Annotated in this window: 20 protein-coding genes; 2 read left to right on the top strand and 18 right to left on the bottom strand. The window is 45.5% G+C overall.

Translation table 11 applies throughout. The annotated features are described in order from the left end of the window. Nucleotides 1-123: 123 nt before the first annotated feature. The 6 genes from yqfD to rpsU form a co-directional block, all read right to left on the bottom strand. Entirely contained in the window at nucleotides 124-1,338 is a 1,215-nt protein-coding gene (yqfD, locus tag SIN01_RS02925) for a sporulation protein YqfD (protein WP_047035212.1), read from the bottom strand. Between the two features lie 18 nt (nucleotides 1,339-1,356). Further along, nucleotides 1,357-1,638: a sporulation protein YqfC gene (gene yqfC, locus SIN01_RS02920; protein WP_010027274.1), complete on the bottom strand. Its 282-nt coding sequence runs from the start codon at nucleotides 1,636-1,638 to the stop codon at nucleotides 1,357-1,359. 399 nt (nucleotides 1,639-2,037) lie between these two features. Beyond that, entirely contained in the window at nucleotides 2,038-2,487 is a 450-nt protein-coding gene (locus tag SIN01_RS02915) for a YqfB family membrane protein (RefSeq protein ID WP_010025729.1), read from the bottom strand. Between the two features lie 32 nt (nucleotides 2,488-2,519). Next, nucleotides 2,520-3,530, bottom strand: a complete 1,011-nt coding sequence (floA, locus tag SIN01_RS02910; protein ID WP_039745973.1) for a flotillin-like protein FloA — start codon at nucleotides 3,528-3,530, stop codon at nucleotides 2,520-2,522. A 132-nt stretch (nucleotides 3,531-3,662) separates the two neighbouring features. Beyond that, complete coding sequence (locus tag SIN01_RS02905) at nucleotides 3,663-4,106, bottom strand: GatB/YqeY domain-containing protein (RefSeq protein WP_010025727.1); 444 nt, start codon at nucleotides 4,104-4,106, stop codon at nucleotides 3,663-3,665. Between the two features lie 15 nt (nucleotides 4,107-4,121). Beyond that, nucleotides 4,122-4,301, bottom strand: coding sequence for a 30S ribosomal protein S21 (gene rpsU, locus SIN01_RS02900; RefSeq protein ID WP_010025726.1), 180 nt, complete (start codon nucleotides 4,299-4,301; stop codon nucleotides 4,122-4,124). A gap of 239 nt (nucleotides 4,302-4,540) precedes the next feature. Here rpsU and SIN01_RS02895 point away from each other — a divergent pair, with 239 nt between their 5' ends. Next, on the top strand, nucleotides 4,541-5,461 hold the full coding sequence (locus SIN01_RS02895; RefSeq protein WP_141305934.1) for a Na/Pi symporter: 921 nt from the start codon (nucleotides 4,541-4,543) through the stop codon (nucleotides 5,459-5,461). A gap of 12 nt (nucleotides 5,462-5,473) precedes the next feature. Here SIN01_RS02895 and mtaB read toward each other — a convergent pair whose 3' ends face one another. The 11 genes from mtaB to gpr all read right to left on the bottom strand — a co-directional run bounded on the left by mtaB (nucleotide 5,474) and on the right by gpr (nucleotide 19,028). Further along, a complete protein-coding gene (gene mtaB, locus SIN01_RS02890) occupies nucleotides 5,474-6,826 on the bottom strand; it encodes a tRNA (N(6)-L-threonylcarbamoyladenosine(37)-C(2))-methylthiotransferase MtaB (protein ID WP_010025724.1) in 1,353 nt (450 codons plus the stop codon). Between the two features lie 2 nt (nucleotides 6,827-6,828). Further along, nucleotides 6,829-7,596: a 16S rRNA (uracil(1498)-N(3))-methyltransferase gene (locus SIN01_RS02885; RefSeq protein WP_010025723.1), complete on the bottom strand. Its 768-nt coding sequence runs from the start codon at nucleotides 7,594-7,596 to the stop codon at nucleotides 6,829-6,831. Continuing rightward, the gene (prmA, locus tag SIN01_RS02880) at nucleotides 7,597-8,535 is read right to left on the bottom strand and encodes a 50S ribosomal protein L11 methyltransferase (protein WP_010025722.1); all 939 of its coding nucleotides are present in this window, start codon (nucleotides 8,533-8,535) and stop codon (nucleotides 7,597-7,599) included. Between the two features lie 85 nt (nucleotides 8,536-8,620). Then, complete coding sequence (gene dnaJ / locus SIN01_RS02875; RefSeq protein ID WP_010025721.1) at nucleotides 8,621-9,757, bottom strand: molecular chaperone DnaJ; 1,137 nt, start codon at nucleotides 9,755-9,757, stop codon at nucleotides 8,621-8,623. A 195-nt stretch (nucleotides 9,758-9,952) separates the two neighbouring features. Then, nucleotides 9,953-11,803 (bottom strand): molecular chaperone DnaK, encoded by a 1,851-nt coding sequence (gene dnaK, locus SIN01_RS02870; protein ID WP_047035209.1) that lies wholly within the window; start codon nucleotides 11,801-11,803, stop codon nucleotides 9,953-9,955. Between the two features lie 48 nt (nucleotides 11,804-11,851). Beyond that, nucleotides 11,852-12,475: a nucleotide exchange factor GrpE gene (grpE, locus tag SIN01_RS02865; protein ID WP_010025732.1), complete on the bottom strand. Its 624-nt coding sequence runs from the start codon at nucleotides 12,473-12,475 to the stop codon at nucleotides 11,852-11,854. A 41-nt stretch (nucleotides 12,476-12,516) separates the two neighbouring features. After that, complete coding sequence (gene hrcA, locus SIN01_RS02860) at nucleotides 12,517-13,533, bottom strand: heat-inducible transcriptional repressor HrcA (protein ID WP_010025733.1); 1,017 nt, start codon at nucleotides 13,531-13,533, stop codon at nucleotides 12,517-12,519. 105 nt (nucleotides 13,534-13,638) lie between these two features. Beyond that, entirely contained in the window at nucleotides 13,639-14,784 is a 1,146-nt protein-coding gene (gene hemW / locus SIN01_RS02855) for a radical SAM family heme chaperone HemW (protein WP_010025734.1), read from the bottom strand. Next, complete coding sequence (gene lepA, locus SIN01_RS02850; protein ID WP_047035206.1) at nucleotides 14,774-16,597, bottom strand: translation elongation factor 4; 1,824 nt, start codon at nucleotides 16,595-16,597, stop codon at nucleotides 14,774-14,776. The genes hemW and lepA overlap by 11 nt, the downstream gene beginning before the upstream one ends. 952 nt (nucleotides 16,598-17,549) lie before the next feature. Further along, a complete protein-coding gene (locus tag SIN01_RS02845; protein WP_047035201.1) occupies nucleotides 17,550-17,876 on the bottom strand; it encodes a hypothetical protein in 327 nt (108 codons plus the stop codon). A 72-nt stretch (nucleotides 17,877-17,948) separates the two neighbouring features. Further along, entirely contained in the window at nucleotides 17,949-19,028 is a 1,080-nt protein-coding gene (gpr, locus tag SIN01_RS02840; protein ID WP_010023102.1) for a GPR endopeptidase, read from the bottom strand. A 241-nt stretch (nucleotides 19,029-19,269) separates the two neighbouring features. Here gpr and rpsT point away from each other — a divergent pair, with 241 nt between their 5' ends. Beyond that, a complete protein-coding gene (rpsT, locus tag SIN01_RS02835; protein WP_010023106.1) occupies nucleotides 19,270-19,536 on the top strand; it encodes a 30S ribosomal protein S20 in 267 nt (88 codons plus the stop codon). A 214-nt stretch (nucleotides 19,537-19,750) separates the two neighbouring features. Here the strand turns inward: rpsT and holA are convergent, their stop codons facing one another. Next, a complete protein-coding gene (holA, locus tag SIN01_RS02830) occupies nucleotides 19,751-20,779 on the bottom strand; it encodes a DNA polymerase III subunit delta (protein ID WP_010026300.1) in 1,029 nt (342 codons plus the stop codon). Nucleotides 20,780-20,882: the final 103 nt, after the last annotated feature.

The raw sequence follows: 20,882 nt of genomic DNA, 5'->3' as shown, positions 1-20,882 counted from the left end.
GCTTAGATTCCAATTTTGATTTTATTCCTTGCTTTTTACAACGTCTGCAGCACAAGTTCAGCGCTATGATGGAGCGTCTGTAAATGGAAGTACGTGCACTGTCTGTAACGAAATGCAGCAGATCTATTGCGGCTTTTTCTTCATTTTCTTTTTTTCCTTCTCGACATTGATTGCTTTTGGGACCGCAATATTCTCATGGACAACCTGATGCGTGCGCAAGTACAATTGCCCCCTCACAATTTTTTTATCATCAATATCAGTATTAAGAATTTTGGCATCCTCAGGTAAGTGATCCAACAATTTCTTCTCCAATGATTCGATGACGTCACGGGTCGCTTGCGCAACGGTCAATTGTCGCGTTACTTGTTTTGTTTGTCTGTATTGTTGTTTGAGCAAAACAAATGGTGTACGCCAAATCAAAAAACGGATCGGTTTGCGAACCGTTTCCAAATCGTATGCTTTGAACGGCTGCTTTTTAAAGCCCCATAATGAAACAGTCATGTTCCATAGTTTCAGCTGATAACGATTATAGTCCTTTCCCGTATAAAACGTGTAGTGATTCGTCATTGGGATTTGCGCTTCTGAGCGATACCAAGTCTCGCCAATCACTTTGCCTCTTGATGAGACAAACTTGAATGACTCGTCGCTACCTATTTTACCGCTGACCAATACCTGTCCGGCTTTGACGAACTGGTCACTCTCCACTAAGGGTTGTCCGTTTTCAACGTATAAACGCTGGACAACCGCCTGCTTCGCCGCAACTAAATTCCTCGGTCCGCTCACCTCTTTAGGGTTTGGATACTTTTTTTCAACGACATTAATCCGATAAGTGGTACCCTTTCTTGAGACGCCGATCCATGTGACCTTGGTCAATTTTGTTGACAGCGCATTTTCAAGCTGGCTTGTATCTGGAACAAATAAATCAAGCGAGCCTTCGTATAAATGATTCTGCCTTAGAATGTTGCGAATTTGATCCGTTAATTTCGGATCGGCACCATCAATTCGAACCGACCAGACCATGTTGGAAAGAATCAGGAGAAGCAGCATAAAAAAAAGCAGTCCGGCCGTAATTCCCAGTCGCAATTTTAATTTTCTCAAGTAAAAGGGAAGCCCATTTTTCTCGAGAATACGAATGCGACATTTTGACTCTTTCAGCATCATTCTTAACGCATTCGAATCGGTGAGCGCAATGGAACATGTTAGGGTTGTCTCATTTGTGCGCATAATATTCCAGATACGTATTTGTTCACGCAAGGCGATTCGAATGAACCGTTCTGGCTCAGCGCCAATGATCTCCGCTCTTAAATAGCCTTCTGTGCGATACAATAGATGCCTCAACCAAACAGCCCCCCTTCATCATTCATTCTCAAATCGGACACCAGTTACGCGCCCCTGGAGAACAATTTCCTTCTCAAGAATCGTTTCGAGAACGAAATCATTCCCTGTTATATGGAGTTCACCCTCATTCAAAGCAAGTTTCAACTCAGTTTTTGAGAATGAGAGAACGCTTTGATAGTTTTCAATGGAGAGTCGAAACTGGCCGATTAGCGTTAATCGGGGAACACCCAGCATCACATCTTCAGGAATGTCGGATACTTCGGCAAACCACTTTTTTAAATGAGCGCTCCATTTTCTCATAATCTCCCTCCACCTCATTACATGCTTATGAATGAAGAGCTGCTGATAGCACCGGTTTCAAATAAATCCTTATGAAAATCGGCTGCTTTTGTTACCAAGCGCATCCCTTGCCGTTCTCAACCAATCGCCTTGTTGATAAGAAAAACCGGGCAAATTTCGCCCGGTCCTTAATCTCCAACCATGTGTGATGGACTCGGGTCTTTTCGGTGCTGAATCGTCGCTTCGATTACTCGCTGGCACGCTGTTCCCGCTGGCGACTCGCACCTCCGCTTTGATTCTCGGTCAAGACACTGGGCTATTGATTTGAAGACAGGGCAAAATCATAAACGTTCTTTATCTGTATAAAAAAGGTGCCTCACAGTCATAAAGAGACTTTTGAGACACCCTCAAAGAACATGATCAACGGATTTTTTTGTTTTCAAAATAGCGGTGAGGCTGGACAGAGCGCGGTTTCCCGATCACTTCAGAAAAAATGAAGGCTTGGCGAAGCTTCTGCCGATCCCTCAACCAAGTGTTCTCCGTATTGGAGGATTGGGGAACTTTTGCCTGTACAGGAGGTATTTCTGATCGAGCAGGAATGGATTCATTAATCCGTTCTTTCATCTGTTGATATCTTTTTACCCATTCATTTTCGGCCACTGGTTCAGAAGATACTTGTTCGGTGACCGGTTCAGTACTTTGTTTCTGATCGGAGCTTACTTTGGCGGCTTGCTGCATCGAAACCTGTGGGCGCGGACGCCTTCCGCGTTCTTGTCTGATCTTGCGTTCCTTTGCGTTTTGCTTTTCTACGGATCGGGCAACACTGAAAATCAAATAGATGGCGACGCCGATGACCCAGATAAAAGACATAGGGCACCTCCTTACTGAATCACTTTATATGATTACTTGTATTCGTCACCCGAGGTATTGTCGCTGTTCTCCTGTTTTCCGAAGGAATGGCGCATTTCTGTATCAGCTTTAATATTGTTGTAGTTCATATAATCCATGACACCAAGCTTACCCGATTTCAGTGCAGCAGCCATAGCCAGAGGTACTTCGGACTCTGCTTCGACAACCTTGGCGCGCATTTCTTCAACACGCGCACGCATTTCTTGTTCATTCGCCACAGCCATGGCTCGTCGTTCTTCAGCTTTTGCTTGTGCAATGTTTTTGTCTGCTTCGGCCTGCTCTGTTTGTAGGAAGGCACCAATGTTCTTACCGACATCCACATCTGCTATATCAATCGATAGAATTTCAAAAGCCGTTCCGGCATCCAGACCTTTTTCAAGAACAGTCTTTGAAATGGTATCCGGATTTTTTAATACATCTTTATGCGTCTGCGAAGCACCAATTGTGCTGACGACACCCTCACCGACACGGGCGATTACCGTTTCTTCGCCAGCACCGCCGACGAGACGGTCGATATTCGCGCGAACCGTAATCCTTGCCTTGACTTTAACTTCAATTCCATTAATCGCCACACCGGCAATATAAGGGGTTTCAATGACCTTAGGATTAACACTCATCTGCACGGCTTCAAGAACATCTCTTCCGGCAAGATCAATTGCCGCCGCACGGGCAAAAGTCAGATCAATATTTGCGCGGTGAGCCGCGATCAGCGCATTAACCACGCGATCGACATTCCCTCCAGCCAGATAGTGGCTTTCCAACTGATTGGTGTGTAGATCAAGACCTGCTTTAGTCGCCTTAATTAACGGATCAATCACGCGCCTTGGGATGACGCGCCTCAACCGCATACCAATTAATGTAAATATACTGATTCGAACACCTGATGACAGCGCTGAAATCCAAAGCATTACCGGTACAAACGTAAACAGCACGACAATCGCAATGATCAGCAGAGCCGCGATAATTAAAACACCCACTGTAGAAGCGTCTAGCACGAATCTCATCTCCTGTCTTTCTTAGATTGTTTCGCCATGTATCCTCTTCAACATCTATCGTACCATGAATAATTTTTAAAATCTTGCAAAAAAATAAAACTCTGTTTGCTCATCAGAAACAAACAGAGTTTTTTTCTTTTATTAACTTAGTTTACTGCGCACGATTTTATTGACCATACCGCCATCTGCCCGGCCCTTTACCTTAGGCATTACTGCTTTCATCACTTTGCCGATATCTGCTTTAGAAGCGGCACCGACTTCCGAAATTGTTTCATCTATAATCGCCTCAACTTTTTCTTCAGAAAATTGTTCAGGCATATATTTTTGGACAATTGCAATTTCACTGGTGACTTCATCAACAAGATCCTGACGCCCTGCATTCTTAAACTCTTGGAGGGAGTCTTTCCTCTGCTTAAGCTCTCGGGTCAGGACTGCCAGTGCCTCGTCATCGGGCAATGGTTTACCTAGCTTGATCGATTCGTTCTGCAGCGATGTTTTAATCATGCGAATGACCGAGAGGGTTTCCTTATCTCGAGCTTTCATCGCTTGTTTCATATCTGTAGTCAAACGATCAACAAGGCTCATTTGCCGTGCTCCTTCTTAGTATCTGCGGCGTTTTTTACGCGCAGCCTCAGATTTTTTCTTACGCTTAACACTTGGTTTCTCGTAATTTCTCCGTTTCTTAACTTCCGCTAATGTACCGGATTTCGAAACCGACCGTTTAAAACGTCGAAGCGCATCTTCAATCGATTCATTCTTCCGAACTCGTGTCTCGACCATCTTTGTTTCCCTCCCTCCAAAAACGGAAACAATTCAAATGACATCTCTTTTATGTCAATAGCCATTATATACGATAGAAAGCAAATTATCAAATGAGGAAATGCTTTTTTTTCCAGTCAGCGCTAAATTTCGGTTTGCGCGTACGAAAAAAATTGGAAACAACGAAATTCACTTGCAAGTGGAATCATTTTTGTCATTCATTCCTTACCTTGTCCATAGAATAGGACGAGGTGATCAAAGTGAATCAGCAAGTCGTTGCTTTTATTCTATATATCTTACTTTTCTTGCTCGGAATGGGCGTCATGTCCGGAGGCATGAATGCCCTCGTCGGTCATCGCCTGCGCAACACATTGGAACGAGCGGCAAGCACGCCGATGAAAGGCCTTATTATTGGGACACTGGCATCGATGCTCCTGCAGAGCAGTTCAGCAGTTACGATTATAACCGTCGGATTAATTGGCGCACATGCCATGCATTTCTCCCAGAGTGTCGGCATTATTCTCGGCGCAAACATCGGCACTACGATGACCGGTGAAATCGCTGCACTGCCGATCGGATCACTTCACTATGTTTTTTTCGCTGCCGGATTGCTTATGATGTGTCTGCCGTTCAAACGATTTTTTTCGTTCGGTTCTTTTTTATTTGGCATCGGCTGCCTTTTCGCATCCATGAATGGATTCAGTTCGCTCGCTGAATCCTTGATCCAATCGCCCTTTATTCGCGACCTGTTAGTCGACGCCAATGGAAGCATGCTTTACGCCGTCATCGTAGGCACACTTTTTTCTGCGATTATTCAATCGAGTTCCGCCACATTGCTTGTCTGCATGGGTTTTCTCGACCACAACATACTTACTTTGCCTGCTGCAATTGCCATTATGCTTGGTTCTAATGTGGGTACCTGCCTGACCACCTATCTTGCGAGCCTTGGCACAGGGCGTGAAGGGCGATGGACCGCCTACACGCACATTCTATTTAACGTGTTAAGCGTTGTTGCTTTTTTCCCATTTATCCATTTTATGGGCGATTATACGATGATGCTGGGCGGCAGCGGCAAAACAGCTCTTGCGCACGCATCGGTTATCTTTAATCTAATTACCGGTTTAATTGCTGTACCGCTCGCCGGCCCATACGGCCGCTGGGTTGAGCGACACCGTCTATAATCCGTATCTGAGTTAGGAATGCGTTGCTGTGGTCAGATCACTGTCTCGAACGCGGACGAACTTGCCCTCATTGATTGGATAGCCGGTTTTCACTAATTTGACACGGACAAGCTTTCCCACAATATCATTCGTCGGATACTTGAACTTCACCTTCAAATAGTTGTCTGTGAAGCCAACAAAGTAGCCATCTTCTTCATGATGATTCAGAGGTTCTTCAGGAATAACCTCCAGCACCTGTTGCTCATATTTTGCCGCATACTCTGCCGACAGCTTATTTGATAATTCAATCAAACGATTGACGCGTTCATGCTTGACTTCATCCGGCACTTGATCCTTCATCCCAGCAGCCGGTGTACCGGTCCGTTTTGAATAGGGAAAGACATGTAGCTCTGAAAAATGCAGGTCACGGATAAAGTCATAGGTTTGCTTGAATTCTTCATCTGTCTCGCCTGGAAAACCAACAATAACATCGGAAGTCAAGGCAAAATCAGGAAGTGCTTCACGCAGCTGCGCAATCTTCTTCGCAAAAAATTCTGTTTTATATTTACGATGCATCCGTTCCAAAACGGTATCTGATCCCGCTTGCAGTGGAATATGGAGATGGCGGGCAAGGACCTTTGAACGACCGACAACATCGATCACTTCATCGGTAATTTGGCTTGCTTCAATCGAAGAAATTCGAAGCCGCTTCAAACCAACGACGTTGCTTTCCAGATCGCGGAGCAGCTGAGCAAAATTATAATCCTCCATGTCTTCACCGTAGCCGGCGGTATGTATCCCGGTCAGAACGATCTCCTTGTATCCGGCATCAACCAGCTGCTGTGCTTGTTTCATCACATTTTCAGGTGTCCGTGAACGCAGGAGCCCGCGTGCCCAAGGAATCACGCAGAAGGTACAGAAATTATTGCATCCTTCCTGAATCTTGAGTGACGCGCGTGTCCGATCCGTAAACGCTGGCACATCAAGTTCTTCATACACCTTTGCTTTCATGATGTCGCTTACCCCGTTGATCGGTTCCCGGTCTCTTCGGTACTGCTCGACATAGCCAAGCAAACGATTTCGGTCCTGGGTGCCGACGACGATATCGACTCCTGGTATAGACATCACCTCAGCCGGTGAGGTCTGTGCGTAACAGCCGGTAACGCAGATCACCGCCTCCGGATTGCTTCGAATCGCTCGGCGAATCGTTTGGCGGCTCTTTTGATCACCGGTATTGGTTACCGTACATGTGTTAATGATATAGACATCCGCATGTTTTTCAAATTCAGCACGTTCATAACCCTGATTTTTAAAAAGCTGCCAAATAGCTTCCGTTTCGTAATGATTGACCTTGCATCCTAATGTGTGAAAAGCGACTGAAGGCATTTTTATTCATCCACTCCATATTGTAAAAGTTCAAAATGATAAGAGATCGCCGATAAAAGGTACAGTGCTGCTGTTTCCGTTCTTAAAATTCGCGGGCCGAGCCCGCAAAGAACGAAGCCATGATTCTTCAAAGTATCTGCTTCTTCAGCTGTCAAACCGCCTTCTGGACCAACGACGGCAAGCAAGGAATCTCCGGCAGTCATTTCTTTTAGTACAGTTGGAAAGCGTGCCTGTTGTCCTGCTTTCGCGGTTTCTTCAAAGGCAACAACTTTAAATGGAAATGATGCGCTAAACGCGATCAATTGGTCCAAATTCATCGGTTCACTGATTTCAGGAATAAAGCGACGGTGCGACTGTTCTGCCGCTTCCTTGCTTATCTTTTCCAGGCGAAGCCGTTTCTTGTCCGCTTTGTTCTTTTTCCACAGCGCAACGCAGCGATCAGCCTGAAAAGGAACAAAACAGCGTGCTCCGCATTCTGTTCCTTTTTGAATGATCGTTTCAAATTTATCACCTTTAGGAATGCCCTGTGCAATGGTTACATGAATGGGTAGTTCAGAATCTACGCATTGCCGACTTTTAATCAACGCGTGCACGCTACCTTCTGCAAAGGATTCGATTGCACACAGATAAACAGCACCTTTATTATTCGCACACAGGATTAAATCAGCGGGTTTCATACGCATGACCTTCTGAATATGGTGCGCATCATCACCGGTAATGGTTACCCTATGGTCGGTAAATTGATCGGCATTAATGAAATAACGTTGCATTTATTCCGCCTTCTCGGCAATCAGCGCAACCCAATCGCCGGATTCCATTGATTCAATCACACGCAGCCCGTTCTTTGAAAGCGCCTGAACGACCTGTGCTTTCTTCTGTTTAATAATCCCGGATGCAATGAGACGGCCGTCATCGTCCAAACGCTCACCAACGCTACTCTCAGCAAGACGAATCACCAATTCAGCAAGCAAGTTGGCAACAACAATCTGGTAGGTTCCTGTAACGTGATCCGATAGATTGTTTTGGCGTACGTTGACGACATCTTGAACATGATTCAGCTTGACATTGAGCTTGGCCGACTGTACTGCTACAGCATCAAGGTCTACAGCAATGACCTTGTCTGCCCCTAATTTTGCTGCCGCAATGGACAGTACGCCAGTGCCGGTGCCAACGTCGAGGACACTCGCTTGGTCAGGCAGATACTTCTCAAGCGCCTCAATGCAAAGTACAGTGGTCGGGTGCGTCCCGGTACCGAAAGCCATCCCTGGATCAAGCTCAATGATCTGTCGCTCCGAATTCCCTGGCTCAAAGCTTTCCCACGTCGGTGAAATGTAGAAACAGCGGCCGACTTTCACCGGTTTATAATATTTTTTCCATGCTGTTGCCCATTCTTCTTCATTGTGCTCACTGAGTGTAACCTGTCCGTCTCCCAAGTCAATATCATACAACACTAAGTTATTCAGCGATTGTTTGATTTCTTCAACCGTTTCACCGAGAAAACTGTTTATCGGCAGATATGCTTTAACATTTACCCCGTCAAGCGGGTAATCGGCCGGATCTAGTGAATACCTCGAATCTGATCCGGCAAGCTGCCGCAGATCTTTGGAGTCTTCAATAACAACGCCGCCTACGCCCGCCTCATAGAGTATATTCGTGACCGGTTCGATCGCTTCCTCGGTTGTATGAATACAAATTTCCGACCATCTCATCGCGTTTGTGGAATCGCTCCTTAATAAAAAGTTGAAAAAAGGCAGCCGATATTCAGCTGTTGTATTCAGTGAGAAGAAACAGGTATTAATCGCCCTTAAATACTTTTTTCTTCATTTTATCGAAAAAACTTGCATCGCTGTCGTCCACTTCGTTACCGTCAAGTGCCGACAGTTTCTTCAACAAACTCTTTTGTTCATCTGATAAATGTTTCGGTGTCACAACTTTTACGGTTACGCGTTCATCGCCTTGTCCATAACCGCGAACATTTTTAATTCCTTTTCCTCTCAGACGGAATTTTGTGCCTGTCTGTGTACCGGCAGGGATTCTAAGTTTCACTTTACCATGAAGGGTCGGCACTTCGATTTCATCGCCCAGTGCAACCTGTGCAAAGGACACCGGAACGTCGAGCAGCACATCATCGCCGGATCTCTGGTAATATTTATGCGGCTTAACCGCAAACACAATATAAAGATCTCCTGAAGGTCCGCCGTTTACCCCCGGTTCACCTTGACCGGACAAACGGATTTGCTGTCCATCATCAATGCCTACCGGAACCTTTACTTCAATCTTTTTGTTCACCTTCATTTTGCCGGTACCTGCGCACGTGCTGCACGGATGCTTAATTGATTTGCCTGTGCCTTTGCAGTATGGGCAGACGCGACGGTTCACAACTCGGCCAAACGGTGTATTCTGCTCCTGATTCAACTGTCCTGTACCATGACAGTGGGCACATTGTTCTGGTTTTGTCCCCGGTTTTGCACCTGAGCCATGGCAAGTTGTACATGTTTCCTCTTTAGGAATTCGGATGTTCGTCGTTTTCCCAAATGCTGCTTCTTCAAAGGTCAGTGACATTTCGTATTGAAGATCTGCTCCTTGGCGCGGCGCATTCGGATCACGCCGTCTTGAGCCGCCATTAAAGATCTGATCGAAAATATCGCCGAAACCGAAATCAGCGCCGCCAAATCCTTGACCTCCGAAACCACCGCCAAATCCGCCTTGATTTGGATCCGCTTCGCCAAATTGATCATATTGTGCGCGCTTTTGCGGATCGCTTAATGTTTCATATGCCTTGGTAACTTCCTTGAATTTTTCCGGTGCACCCGGATCTTTATTGACATCGGGATGGTATTTACGCGCTAATTTTCGAAATGCCTTTTTTATTTCATCCTTAGATGCATCTTTGCTGACGCCGAGGATTTCGTAATAATCCCGTTTACTCATCAAATCACTCCCGAAATGATTTCACATAAGATTAATCATATCATTCGTATCCCTGTTTAAGCAAGAAAAAGCCAAAGCCAGAACCCGCGTCCGACTTCGACTTTCTTGAACTACACGTTTTCATCAACAGATCAGGTCGATTCTTTTTAGAATATGCCGATCAAGGTAAAAAGCGACAGAATAAGAAGCTGCAGATCAGTTCTTCTTGTTCTTGTTTTTGTTTTTATCTTCGTCATCCACTTCTTTATAATCTGCATCAACGACATCGTCATCTTTCTTGCTTTCTTTTGCTCCGCCTTGTGCACCCTGAGCTTGTTGCTGCGCTTGTTGATACAGTTTTACAGACAATTGTTGAACGACCTCATTGAGGGCATCTTTTGCCGATTTAATTGCGTCAACATCTTTGCCTTCCAGGGCTTTTTTCAGCTTATCTTTGGCATCTTCTGCCTTAGATTTTTCAGAAGCATCAACCTTATCGCCAAGTTCCTTCAGCGTTTTCTCAGTTGAGAAGATCAGCTGATCGGCTTCGTTTCTCAGATCAACCTCTTCTTTGCGTTTCTTATCCGCATCTGCATTTGCTTCCGCATCTTTAACCATCTTGTCAATTTCATCATCGCTCAGACCTGAAGATGACTTGATCGTAATGGATTGTTCTTTGTTTGTTCCTTTGTCTTTTGCTTTAACGTTCACAATACCGTTTGCATCAATTTCAAAGGTTACTTCGATTTGCGGTACACCACGCGGTGCCGGCGGAATATCGGTCAATTGGAAACGACCGAGTGTCTTGTTGTCCGCAGCCATCTGGCGTTCCCCTTGAAGGACATGAATGTCTACAGCCGTTTGATTATCTGCAGCCGTTGAGAATACTTGAGACTTACTTGTCGGGATCGTGGTATTGCGTTCAATCAGTTTTGTGAACACGCCGCCCATCGTTTCAATACCAAGGGACAATGGCGTAACGTCCAGCAGAACAACATCCTTGACATCACCGGTCAACACGCCGCCCTGGATTGCCGCACCAACGGCAACAACTTCGTCAGGGTTGACACCTTTACTTGGTTCTTTTCCAGTCAGATTTTTGATTGCTGCCTGAACGGCTGGGATACGTGTTGATCCGCCGACAAGAACAATTTTGCTGATGTCGTCCATCGTCATATCGGCATCAGACAGTGCCTGACGAACCGGACCCATTGTATCTTCAACGAGTTCTGCGGTCAGCTCATCAAATTTTGCACGGGTAAGCGTTGTTTCCAAGTGTTTTGGACCTGTAGCATCGGCGGAAATAAACGGCAGTGAGATTTGCGTTTGTGAAACACCGGACAACTCTTTCTTCGCTTTTTCAGATGCATCTTTCAGACGCTGCAGAGCCATCTTATCTCCAGAGAGATCGATACCCGTTTCTTTCTTGAATTCACCGATTAAGAATTTAATGATTCGTTCATCGAAGTCATCGCCGCCCAGCTGATTGTTTCCGGCCGTTGCTTTTACTTCGAAAATGCCGTCGCCAAGTTCAAGAATCGAAACATCGAATGTTCCACCGCCAAGGTCAAAAACGAGAATGGTTTGATCTTCGCCTTTGTCCAGACCATAAGCCAGTGAAGCGGCAGTTGGTTCGTTGATAATACGTAGCACTTCGAGTCCGGCAATTTTACCGGCATCCTTTGTTGCTTGGCGCTGCGCGTCGTTGAAGTAAGCAGGAACCGTGATTACTGCTTTGTCCACCGTTTCGCCAAGATATTGTTCAGCATCTGATTTTAATTTTTGCAGAATGATTGCTGAAATTTCTTGAGGTGTATATTTCTTGCCTTCAACTTCAACCTTGTAATCCGAACCCATATGGCGTTTAATCGACAAAATTGTGTTCGGGTTGGTCACGGCTTGACGTTTTGCAACCTCGCCAACCTGGCGCTCGCCGTTTTTGAAGGCAACCGCTGATGGAGTCGTACGCGCGCCTTCCGGGTTAGGAATAACGACGGGTTCGCCGCCTTCCATTACTGCCACGCAGGAGTTTGTTGTACCTAAGTCAATACCAATAATTTTACTCATGTTCATTTCCTCCTAATATTAAAAAACATTAAGTTTGAACGTCTAGATTTAGGCGCTGACTTTCACCATTGCTGGGCGAATCACTCGTCCGTTCAATGTATAACCCACTTGAAGTACTTGAATCACAGTCCCTGATTCGTGCTCTGGGCTCTCTTCCTGCATCACCGCTTGGTGCACATTCGGATCGAAGGGCTGATTCAGTGACGGAATTTCTTCTACGCCTTCTTTTTTCAACGCATCTTCAAGCTTCGACAAAACCATTTCCATACCCTTTTTTAAGGATTGTCCGTCTTCGGATGTCGTTTCAACGGCAAGCGCACGTTGAAAGTTATCGAGAATCTCGAGCATATCGGAGACAAGATCTTGAGCACGGAATTTGCGGGAATCCGTTTTTTCTTTGTTCGTGCGCTTTCTAAAGTTATCAAAGTCCGCCTGCATTCTCAGCATACGATTAGTCAACTCATCGTTTTTCTTTTTTAGCGCTTCGATTTCAGCGGTTTGCTCGGTAATCTTCTTCACAAGCACCTCACTATCCTGCTGATCATCATTTTGATTCGATGCACGATCTGCCTCTGCATTCTCACCCGGCTCTGCAGCCTGAGTTTGTGGGTCTGTTTCCATTTCAACTTCTTCATTGATTTTCTGTGAATCTTTGTTTGCCTGTTCTGTCATAGGCTCACCTCCTAAAGTATAGAAAGAGCGCGATCAGGCTCTTATTTAGTTAAGTTTTCGCTTAAGATTTTGGAGACCGTGTCAATTAAGGTCACCACACGCGGATAAGCCATTCGTTTCGGGCCGATTACTGCAACCGTTCCGAGATGCTCCCCGCCCATTGAATAGGTCGTTGTGATCAGGCTGCAGTCTTCAATACCATTTAATTTGTTCTCGCGGCCGATGCGAATATGCAAACCGGTAGCCGGCATACTCATGATCTCGTGAACGATTTCTTTTCCTTCAAGAACATTCAGCAAAGAAATAATCTTATTGACATCTTGAAATTCAGGTTGCACAAGAATATTGTTCTTGCCGCTGCAGAAAATTTGTTCCGGATCATCCATTGTCAAGCTTTCCTGCAACATGTTCATCACGCGATTGTAATCACGAATGTGAAGACGCATGACGTTGGAAATTTCCTTGTTTAGCCGCGCTTGAAGCCGATAGATCGGAACATTTTCAAGCTTGTCATTTAAGATATTAATAATTTTTTCAATGTCCTCTGCTCGAATCGATTTAGGAAAAGTAACCGTCTTGTTTTCCACATGCCCGGTGTCGGTTACAATGATCAAAACCCCTTGCGTCTGATTCAGCTTAACCATTTGGATGTGTTTCAATCGCATGTCCATCAATTCAGGTCCAAGCATGATTGCTGTGTAATTCGTGAATTCAGAAAGAACTTGAGCTGTGACGCGGATCAATTCTTCCTTCTCGGAAAATTTCTTCCGATAGGCATGGCGAATGTTTCCAACCTCATCTTCAGTAAGCAGAACCGGAGAGAGCAGATGATCGACATAAAAACGGTAGCCCTTTTCTGAGGGTACTCTTCCGGAAGAAAGATGTGTTTTCTCAAGAAAACCCATCTCCTCCAGATCTGCGAGTTCGTTTCTGATCGTCGCCGGACTAAAATGAACATCGTCGCGTTTTGCAATTGACCGTGAACCAACTGGCTCGGCAGAAACAACATAGTCATTAACTAAAAGCTGCAACAAAAACAATTGACGATCAGTTAACATCTTGTTGATCACCCCTGTTAGCACTCGATCTATCCGAGTGCTAATTCTACATTAAAATTTACCAACTTCATTCCAGTTTGTCAAATCTTTTCGGACATTCTTTCTTTAAGAAATCAAGAATGCCTCAAAGACATCGTTGCCTAAAAAGATTCCTTTTTGTGTCATCGCAAGCCGGCCATCGTGTTCAGCAAGTAGTCCTTTCTTCTTCAATCGTTCGATCGCATCGCCGTATACGGTTTCGATCGGACAACCAAACCTATCGTTAAAGCGGTCGGTGCTGACTCCTTTCATCAATCTCAGTCCAAGAAACATTTCCTCTTCCATTTTTTCTTCGAAAGTTACTGCATGCTCCGAACGTCGTGAATGACCGTTTTTTCGAACACTGTCAATATATTTTTTTATCGGTCCGGCATTGGCATAACGGATTCCATTGACATAGCCATGCGCGCCTGCACCGATCCCATAATACTCTTCATTTCGCCAATATAATGAATTGTGGATGCCTTCAAATCCCGGCTTTGCAAAGTTGCTGATTTCGTAATGATGAAGACCGTGACGCCCCAGTTCCAAAATAATTTGACCGAACATATCTGCTTCAATATCCTCGCCAGGCAGCCGCAGACTCCCGCTCTTCATGCGGTTATAAAAAATCGTTTTCGGCTCAAGCTGCAGCGAATAAATGGAAATATGCGGCGTACCCAAACGTAAAGCGCGCTCCATTGAATCATGCAGGCTCGATTCCGTCTGGCCCGGAAGCGCGAACATCAAGTCGACCGTTATGTTATCAAAACCATGACGCTGAGCAAGCCGAACCGCGCGTTCCGCATCATCCGACTGATGTGCCCGACCAATCGTTTTCAGCAGCCGGTCATCAAAAGTCTGAACACCGATGCTGAGACGAGTAACCCCGTAGCGCTTCATGATCTCAAGCTTAGCTTCATTAAGATTTTCCGGATTCGCTTCGACTGTAAATTCTTTGAGCGCCGGATGAAACAAATACTTCCGGACAGCTTGGAACAATCGCTCGAATTGACGTTCATTAAGTGCGGTTGGTGTTCCGCCGCCAATATAGATTGTTTGCGGTGGTCCCGATTCTGCATAATGATTCATTTCTTGTGCCAAAGCATCAAGATAATCGTCGACCGGCTGATTTTTCATGAACACTTTATTAAAGTCACAGTAATAGCAAATATGGTCGCAAAAAGGAATATGGATGTAAGCACCGCGAACCTTGGCTGAATTAATCGTCATGACTCATCTTGAAGACGGCCATGAATGCTTCCTGCGGCACTTCGACACTGCCAACCGCTTTCATCCGTTTCTTTCCCTCTTTTTGCTTTTCCAGCAACTTGCGTTTTCGTGAGACGTCGCCGCCATAGCATTTCGCTAAGACATTTTTTCGCAGTGCTTTGATCGTTGAACGAGAAATGATCTTTTGTCCGATTGCTGCCTGAATCGGTACCTCGAATTGTTGCCGCGGGATCAATTCTTTCAATTTTTCTACGATTGCCTTGCCGCGTTCGTAGGCGAACTCCTGATGCACGATAACGGAAAGTGCGTCGACTTTTTCGCCATTCAACAAAATGTCCATTTTGACCAAATTGCTTAACCGGTAGCCATCCATCTCGTAATCGAGTGACGCATAGCCTTTTGTACTTGATTTCAGGATATCAAAAAAGTCATACATGATCTCCGACAGCGGCAGATCATAGATCACATTCGTTCGATTTGCATCTAAGTATTCCATGGTTTTAAATTCGCCGCGTTTGCGTTGGCATAATTCCATGACCGCACCAACATAGTCGTCTGGTGTCATAACGGTAGCCTTCACATATGGTTCTTCAATATCTTGAATGAATTTGCGCTCCGGCATTTCGGACGGATTCCCAACCTGTACCGTTGATCCGTCGTTCAGCTTTACCTTGTAAATAACACTTGGCGCGGTTGCAATCAGATCAATGTTAAATTCACGTTCCAGCCGTTCTTGAACGATATCCATGTGAAGCAGTCCCAAAAACCCACATCGGAAGCCGAATCCCAGCGCTTCTGAGGTTTCGGGTTCATATTGGAGCGAGGAATCGTTCAATTCCAGTCTTCCGAGTGCCTCGCGCAGATCTTCATAGCGCGCGGTATCAATCGGATAAAGTCCGCAATACACCATCGGATTCATTTTCCGATAACCGGGCAGCGGTTTATCCGCAGGCTGGTCCGCATGGGTCACCGTATCGCCGACGCGCGTATCATGTACCGATTTAATCGAAGCTGTGATGAAACCCACATCGCCAACCGACAATTCCTCACGATTTTCGATTTTAGGGGTAGCGACACCGACTTCGAGCACCTCAAATGTTTTTCCGTTTGCCATCATTTTAATGGTGTCACCGACGCGAACCGATCCCTCCATGACACGAATATAAACAATAACGCCGCGATAAGCATCATACAGCGAATCAAAAATGAGTGCTTTTAGCGGTGCATTCGAATCTCCTGACGGTGCAGGTATCTTTTCGATAATCTGCGCGAGTATGTCTTCGGTACCAATACCCGCTTTTGCAGAAGCAAGCACAGCATCAGAGGCATCAAGGCCGATGACGTCTTCAATTTCCTGTTTTACACGCTCCGGATCAGCACTTGGCAAGTCGATTTTATTAATTACAGGGATGATTTCAAGATCATTTTCCAAAGCGAGATACACATTGGCCAAAGTTTGCGCCTCTACACCTTGCGCCGCGTCAACAACCAGCAATGCACCTTCGCATGCGGCGAGGCTTCGCGATACCTCATAAGAAAAATCGACATGGCCCGGTGTATCGATGAGATGGAAGATGTATTCTTCGCCGTCCGGCGCTTTATACGTTAATTCTACGGCATTTAATTTAATCGTTATGCCGCGTTCCCGTTCAAGATCCATCGCGTCAAGCGCTTGTGCCTTCATTTCTCTCTTGGTTAGCGCTTGGGTCGCTTCCAAAATACGATCGGCAAGTGTTGATTTGCCATGGTCGATATGAGCAATGATCGAAAAGTTGCGGATATGCGACTGACGCTGTTTTTGATTCTCTGACATTAGTGTTCCTCCTGCTTCCAAAAAAACATCACTTAGTTTCGATTATATCAATGGTCATGATCCGTTTCAATCACGAACACAAAAGACGAACATTCAGGCATAATAGAAAAAGCGATCTTATTCATCTCACTTCTGTTTCAATAAGCATTCTGGTCCTTCATTAAGTAACGCGGAAAGTAACGCGTAAAATAAGCGGAGATTTTTCGGTTATATGTAGAATGGAGCGCGTTTCGGGGATAAATAAGAGGAAATTTTCCGATTATGCAATGCAAAATCCCCCATTTTCACCGTTTTCACGTTGATAAGCGGAATCTCTCCGTCTATATAAGCTATTTTTTAATTTATTTTCTTATTAAGGGGAATTTTTCCGTCTATTTACTTCCGCAGGATGTGGTTTTGAACCATCAATCTTGTGCACGAACGACACTCCAGCCGCTCGCGCACCGCGAGCCTCCTCAGACAATCAGAAATCTGCGGGGTCTCGCTGGCACGCATCAACAAGGCGGGGTCTCGCTGGCGCCCGAGCACCTCCGCTTTGATTCTTGGCCAAGACACTGGTCTATTATTGGCTTGAGGACGGGGCAAATCATAAACTTTCTTGCCTCATAAGAAAAACCGGTCCTCGAGACCGGTCTTCTTGTGTGAACGACATCGGCACTAAAGTACCAATCTTCCGGGAACATTGCATACTTGCTTTTTTGTCTAAAGACAACGAAAAAGCAGAGGTGACAACTCTTTTACCACGGCTTGTTCTAAGCCTTATTGGAACCTTTTAGCCGTTTGGTTTTCACTGCCTCTTTTATTAAGACTTGGTTTTCGTCTTACTGATTTTATTATAGAACATATGATCTCTTTCGACAATGAATCCGGTTGCCCAAGGCACTGATTCATCTCGGTATTAAAGCCGATTTTTCTCAGTTGACGGCCTTAATAAATACAAGCGACATGATTGTTAGAATGCGCGGATGACGCCGTGAACGGTGTCAGCGACGGCACTGATCCCCAAAAGAAACAAGCGTTGCACGCGTTCGGACAATGAATCGTCGGTTTGATTTTCGTTTAATGTAATCCCGGTGTTATCGCGAATATCCGTTTCTGTTTGCGCGGTGGCTTTTTCACTGTCCGGAATGACAATTTTCTGTTCATGAAATCCTGTATTTGCTTGTGCCGGCTGCACGGTGGTTGGCTGAGCTGCGTCGCGAACCGTGACTGCTCCATAAAGGGCGCAGAAAAGCAAGACAGAAAGAACAATAAGGGATTCGATCACGATACGTTTCATCCAGCACTCCACTCCTTTGGGCTTGTCCCGCTTCGTTGCTTCATTCTATGCGGCAAGTCGCCTGTTCATGCCTTAATGCGTGTATTGGCCGACATTCCCTTGATTCACCTGATGATGAAGTGCTGCATTCAAGCCTTCAGCAAGCACATTCCCCATCTTCTCAATAAAGAAATCAACTTCTTTCGGAGTCACCATCATTTGTGATCCGCTTGCACCAAGCGCCTCCTGAATCAATTGTGCTTTCTCAGTTTCACTTAATGTTCCTACCATTCCGAGGAACGCGGCACGTTTCTCTTGGCTTGGCAAATGAAGTGTACGATAATCGACGGTTTCACCAAATCTCATCCAGGAAGGCGAGAGTGCCTTTGACGGTTTCTTATCCGTCATTTCACGTTCCAAATGGCGCAGCAGGACATCAAGCGCATCGCTTGTAATCGTTACAGCATCGACAACAGTCGGAACGCCAATGGCAATAACCGGAATACCAAGCGTTTTTTTACTGAGTTCTTTACGATTATTGCCCACGCCCGAACCAGGATGAATCCCGCTGTCGGCGACTTGAATCGTCGTGTTTACCCGATCAACCGCGCGAGCAGCTAAAGCATCAATGGCAACCACAAAGTCCGGTTTTGTCTTCTCAATAACGCCCAAAATGATGTCGCTTGTCTCAATTCCGGTTACTCCCATAACGCCGGGAGTAATCGCGCTGACCGGACGATACCCTTGCTGCACATGTTCGGGCTGAAGATCAAATAGGTGCTTGGTGACCAATACATTCTCGACAACACTCGGTCCGAGCGCGTCTGGAGTGACATTCGTGTTGCCTAGTCCGACGATGAGACAACTTGCATCATCTGCAATGGTCAATTCTTTTAAAAAGGCGGAGAAGTGTTTTGCAAACAGTTTTTCAACGCGTTCCTCAATAGCCGTATCGCCTGTTCGTAAGTCCTTTGCTTCAAAAGTCAGGTAGGCTCCTTCTTTTTTTCGTATGACCGCAGCAGCTTGGCTGTCAATCGTCATTTTAGTTATTTTAACGCCGGCTTCATCAAAGTGCTCCGTATGCAGCCCTGGAACATCCGGCTTACGTTCATTGGCTTCGATCGCTAAATCAGTGCGTACACTATATTTTTTCAGATCCAATTCGTGACTCATGATCGAACTCCCTTCCTCCTCTATAGGCGCAAAAAGTATCTGTTAAAAGGATGTTCATTTATGCTTTTTTCATTCATTCATTGCAAAAGATGGGACGCTTTGATACAATACAATTTGTCAGATTGGAACTCTGCTTACAGGAATAGGGTCTTTTTGGCCTATCGTTTATTTATATAAGAACGTGTTTATTTCGGCGGAGTAAGGATGATGACCGGGAATTCATGATTTGGAGGTGAATCGAATGCCAAATATTAAATCTGCAATCAAACGTGTGAAAACAAGCGAAGCGAACCGTCAGCAGAATGCTCAGTTCAGATCCGCAATGCGCACAGCGATTAAATCATTCAATGGAAAAGTTGAAGAGAAAGATGTTGAAGGCGCAAAAGCCGCTTTTCTTGCTGCTACGAAAAAAGTTGACAAAGCAGCATCTAAGGGCTTGATCCATAAAAACAAAGCAGCTCATGAAAAATCAAGACTTTCCAAGAAGTTAACTGGATTGAACGCTTGATCATTAGAAAACTTGGCTTTGCCAAGCCTCTGGCGAAGGCAAAGCCGCCGCCCGCGACGGTCATGGACGGCCTAGTGTTCGGTGAGCCGCAGGACGCGGCGTTCTACCGAACCACTTACACTCGTTTCCTTAAATCTTTTTTGTACTTTCTTACCAGTGTGAAAAGAGGCTCGCTTCGAAGCGAGCCTCTTTTTTTTGCCTTATTTAAGATCGATTAAGCAACTTTACCCGATATAGAGAGGATCAGCAGTTCAAGTGCAAGAATTTTATCCATTTGCCCAGTCTTAATCTGAAAATCAGTCTCCGCACAACGCTTAAGCGCGTGCTGCAACAGCGCCGAACTGAACGCGCGCGTTTGCTGCAAAGCAAGCTTGACTGCATAAGGATGTACACTAATTTTACTTGCTATACTATTCTGCGTGTAGCCGGCCTCTTGGTAACGACCGGCTTGATACACAATTCGAAATTGGCGTTCCAAAAGTGCAAGTAATTTGAGCGGTTCCTCTTTCATGCGAACGAGCTCATGAAACAATTCAAGCGCCTCGGCTGTTTTTTGATGCATGACCTGATTCACAAGCAAGAACACATTGGTCTCAAGTGACTTAGAGCCAATTTCTTCCACCGCTTGCGCGTCAATTGGCCGTTCAGTGCCACAATAAAGCGCGCACTTGCCCACTTCATTTGCCAGCTGGCCAAGATGCGGTCCGACAGCGGTCATCATTTGCTCGTGCCCTTCTCGCGTATATTGCGAACCATACTTTTGGGCGACCTGCTCAAGCAGTTGAAAAAGTGCTGTATCACTTAAATGGGATAATTCATAAACAGCCGCTGTTTTCTCAAGCCGTTTTACAATTTTCTTGCGTCGGTCGAGTTTTTCATACGGCGCAACAATGATAAGAACCGTACTCTCCGAAGGATGGTCCAGATAATCCTCTAGTCGATCAACCGTCTGCTCTACCTTTGTCTTTGTACGCTCTCCGGTCAAAAAGAATGCATGATCCATGATCACAACTTTCTTTTCCCCGAAAAACGGGATCGTTTCCGCATCCTCGATCGCGTGTTCCAACGGTGATTCGGTGAGATCATACCGTGAAAGATTAAAGTCGCGTTCTTCCTCACTCAAAGCCTCACTCGTTAAATTCTTTTTCATCAATTGAATTAAGAAATCCTGCGCGCCAAAAAGCAGATAAACGGGTGCGAGCGGCTTTTTTATCGATAAATTCGCTGATTTTAGTTGTGCCATTGAGGTCATCCTTTAGCTGCAATTTCTCAGCGGTATCCTGAATCCGCTCTTTTTACTTTACCGTCCCTTTGCGTTCTTCGCAAGCCGCTTTCGCCAAATAAAT

The sequence above is a fragment of the Sporolactobacillus inulinus genome, assembly GCF_006539285.1.
GTDB classification, from domain to species: domain Bacteria; phylum Bacillota; class Bacilli; order Bacillales; family Sporolactobacillaceae; genus Sporolactobacillus; species Sporolactobacillus inulinus.
Note: the sequence above shows the minus strand (reverse complement) of the source record. Positions and strands in the feature narration are given on the sequence as shown.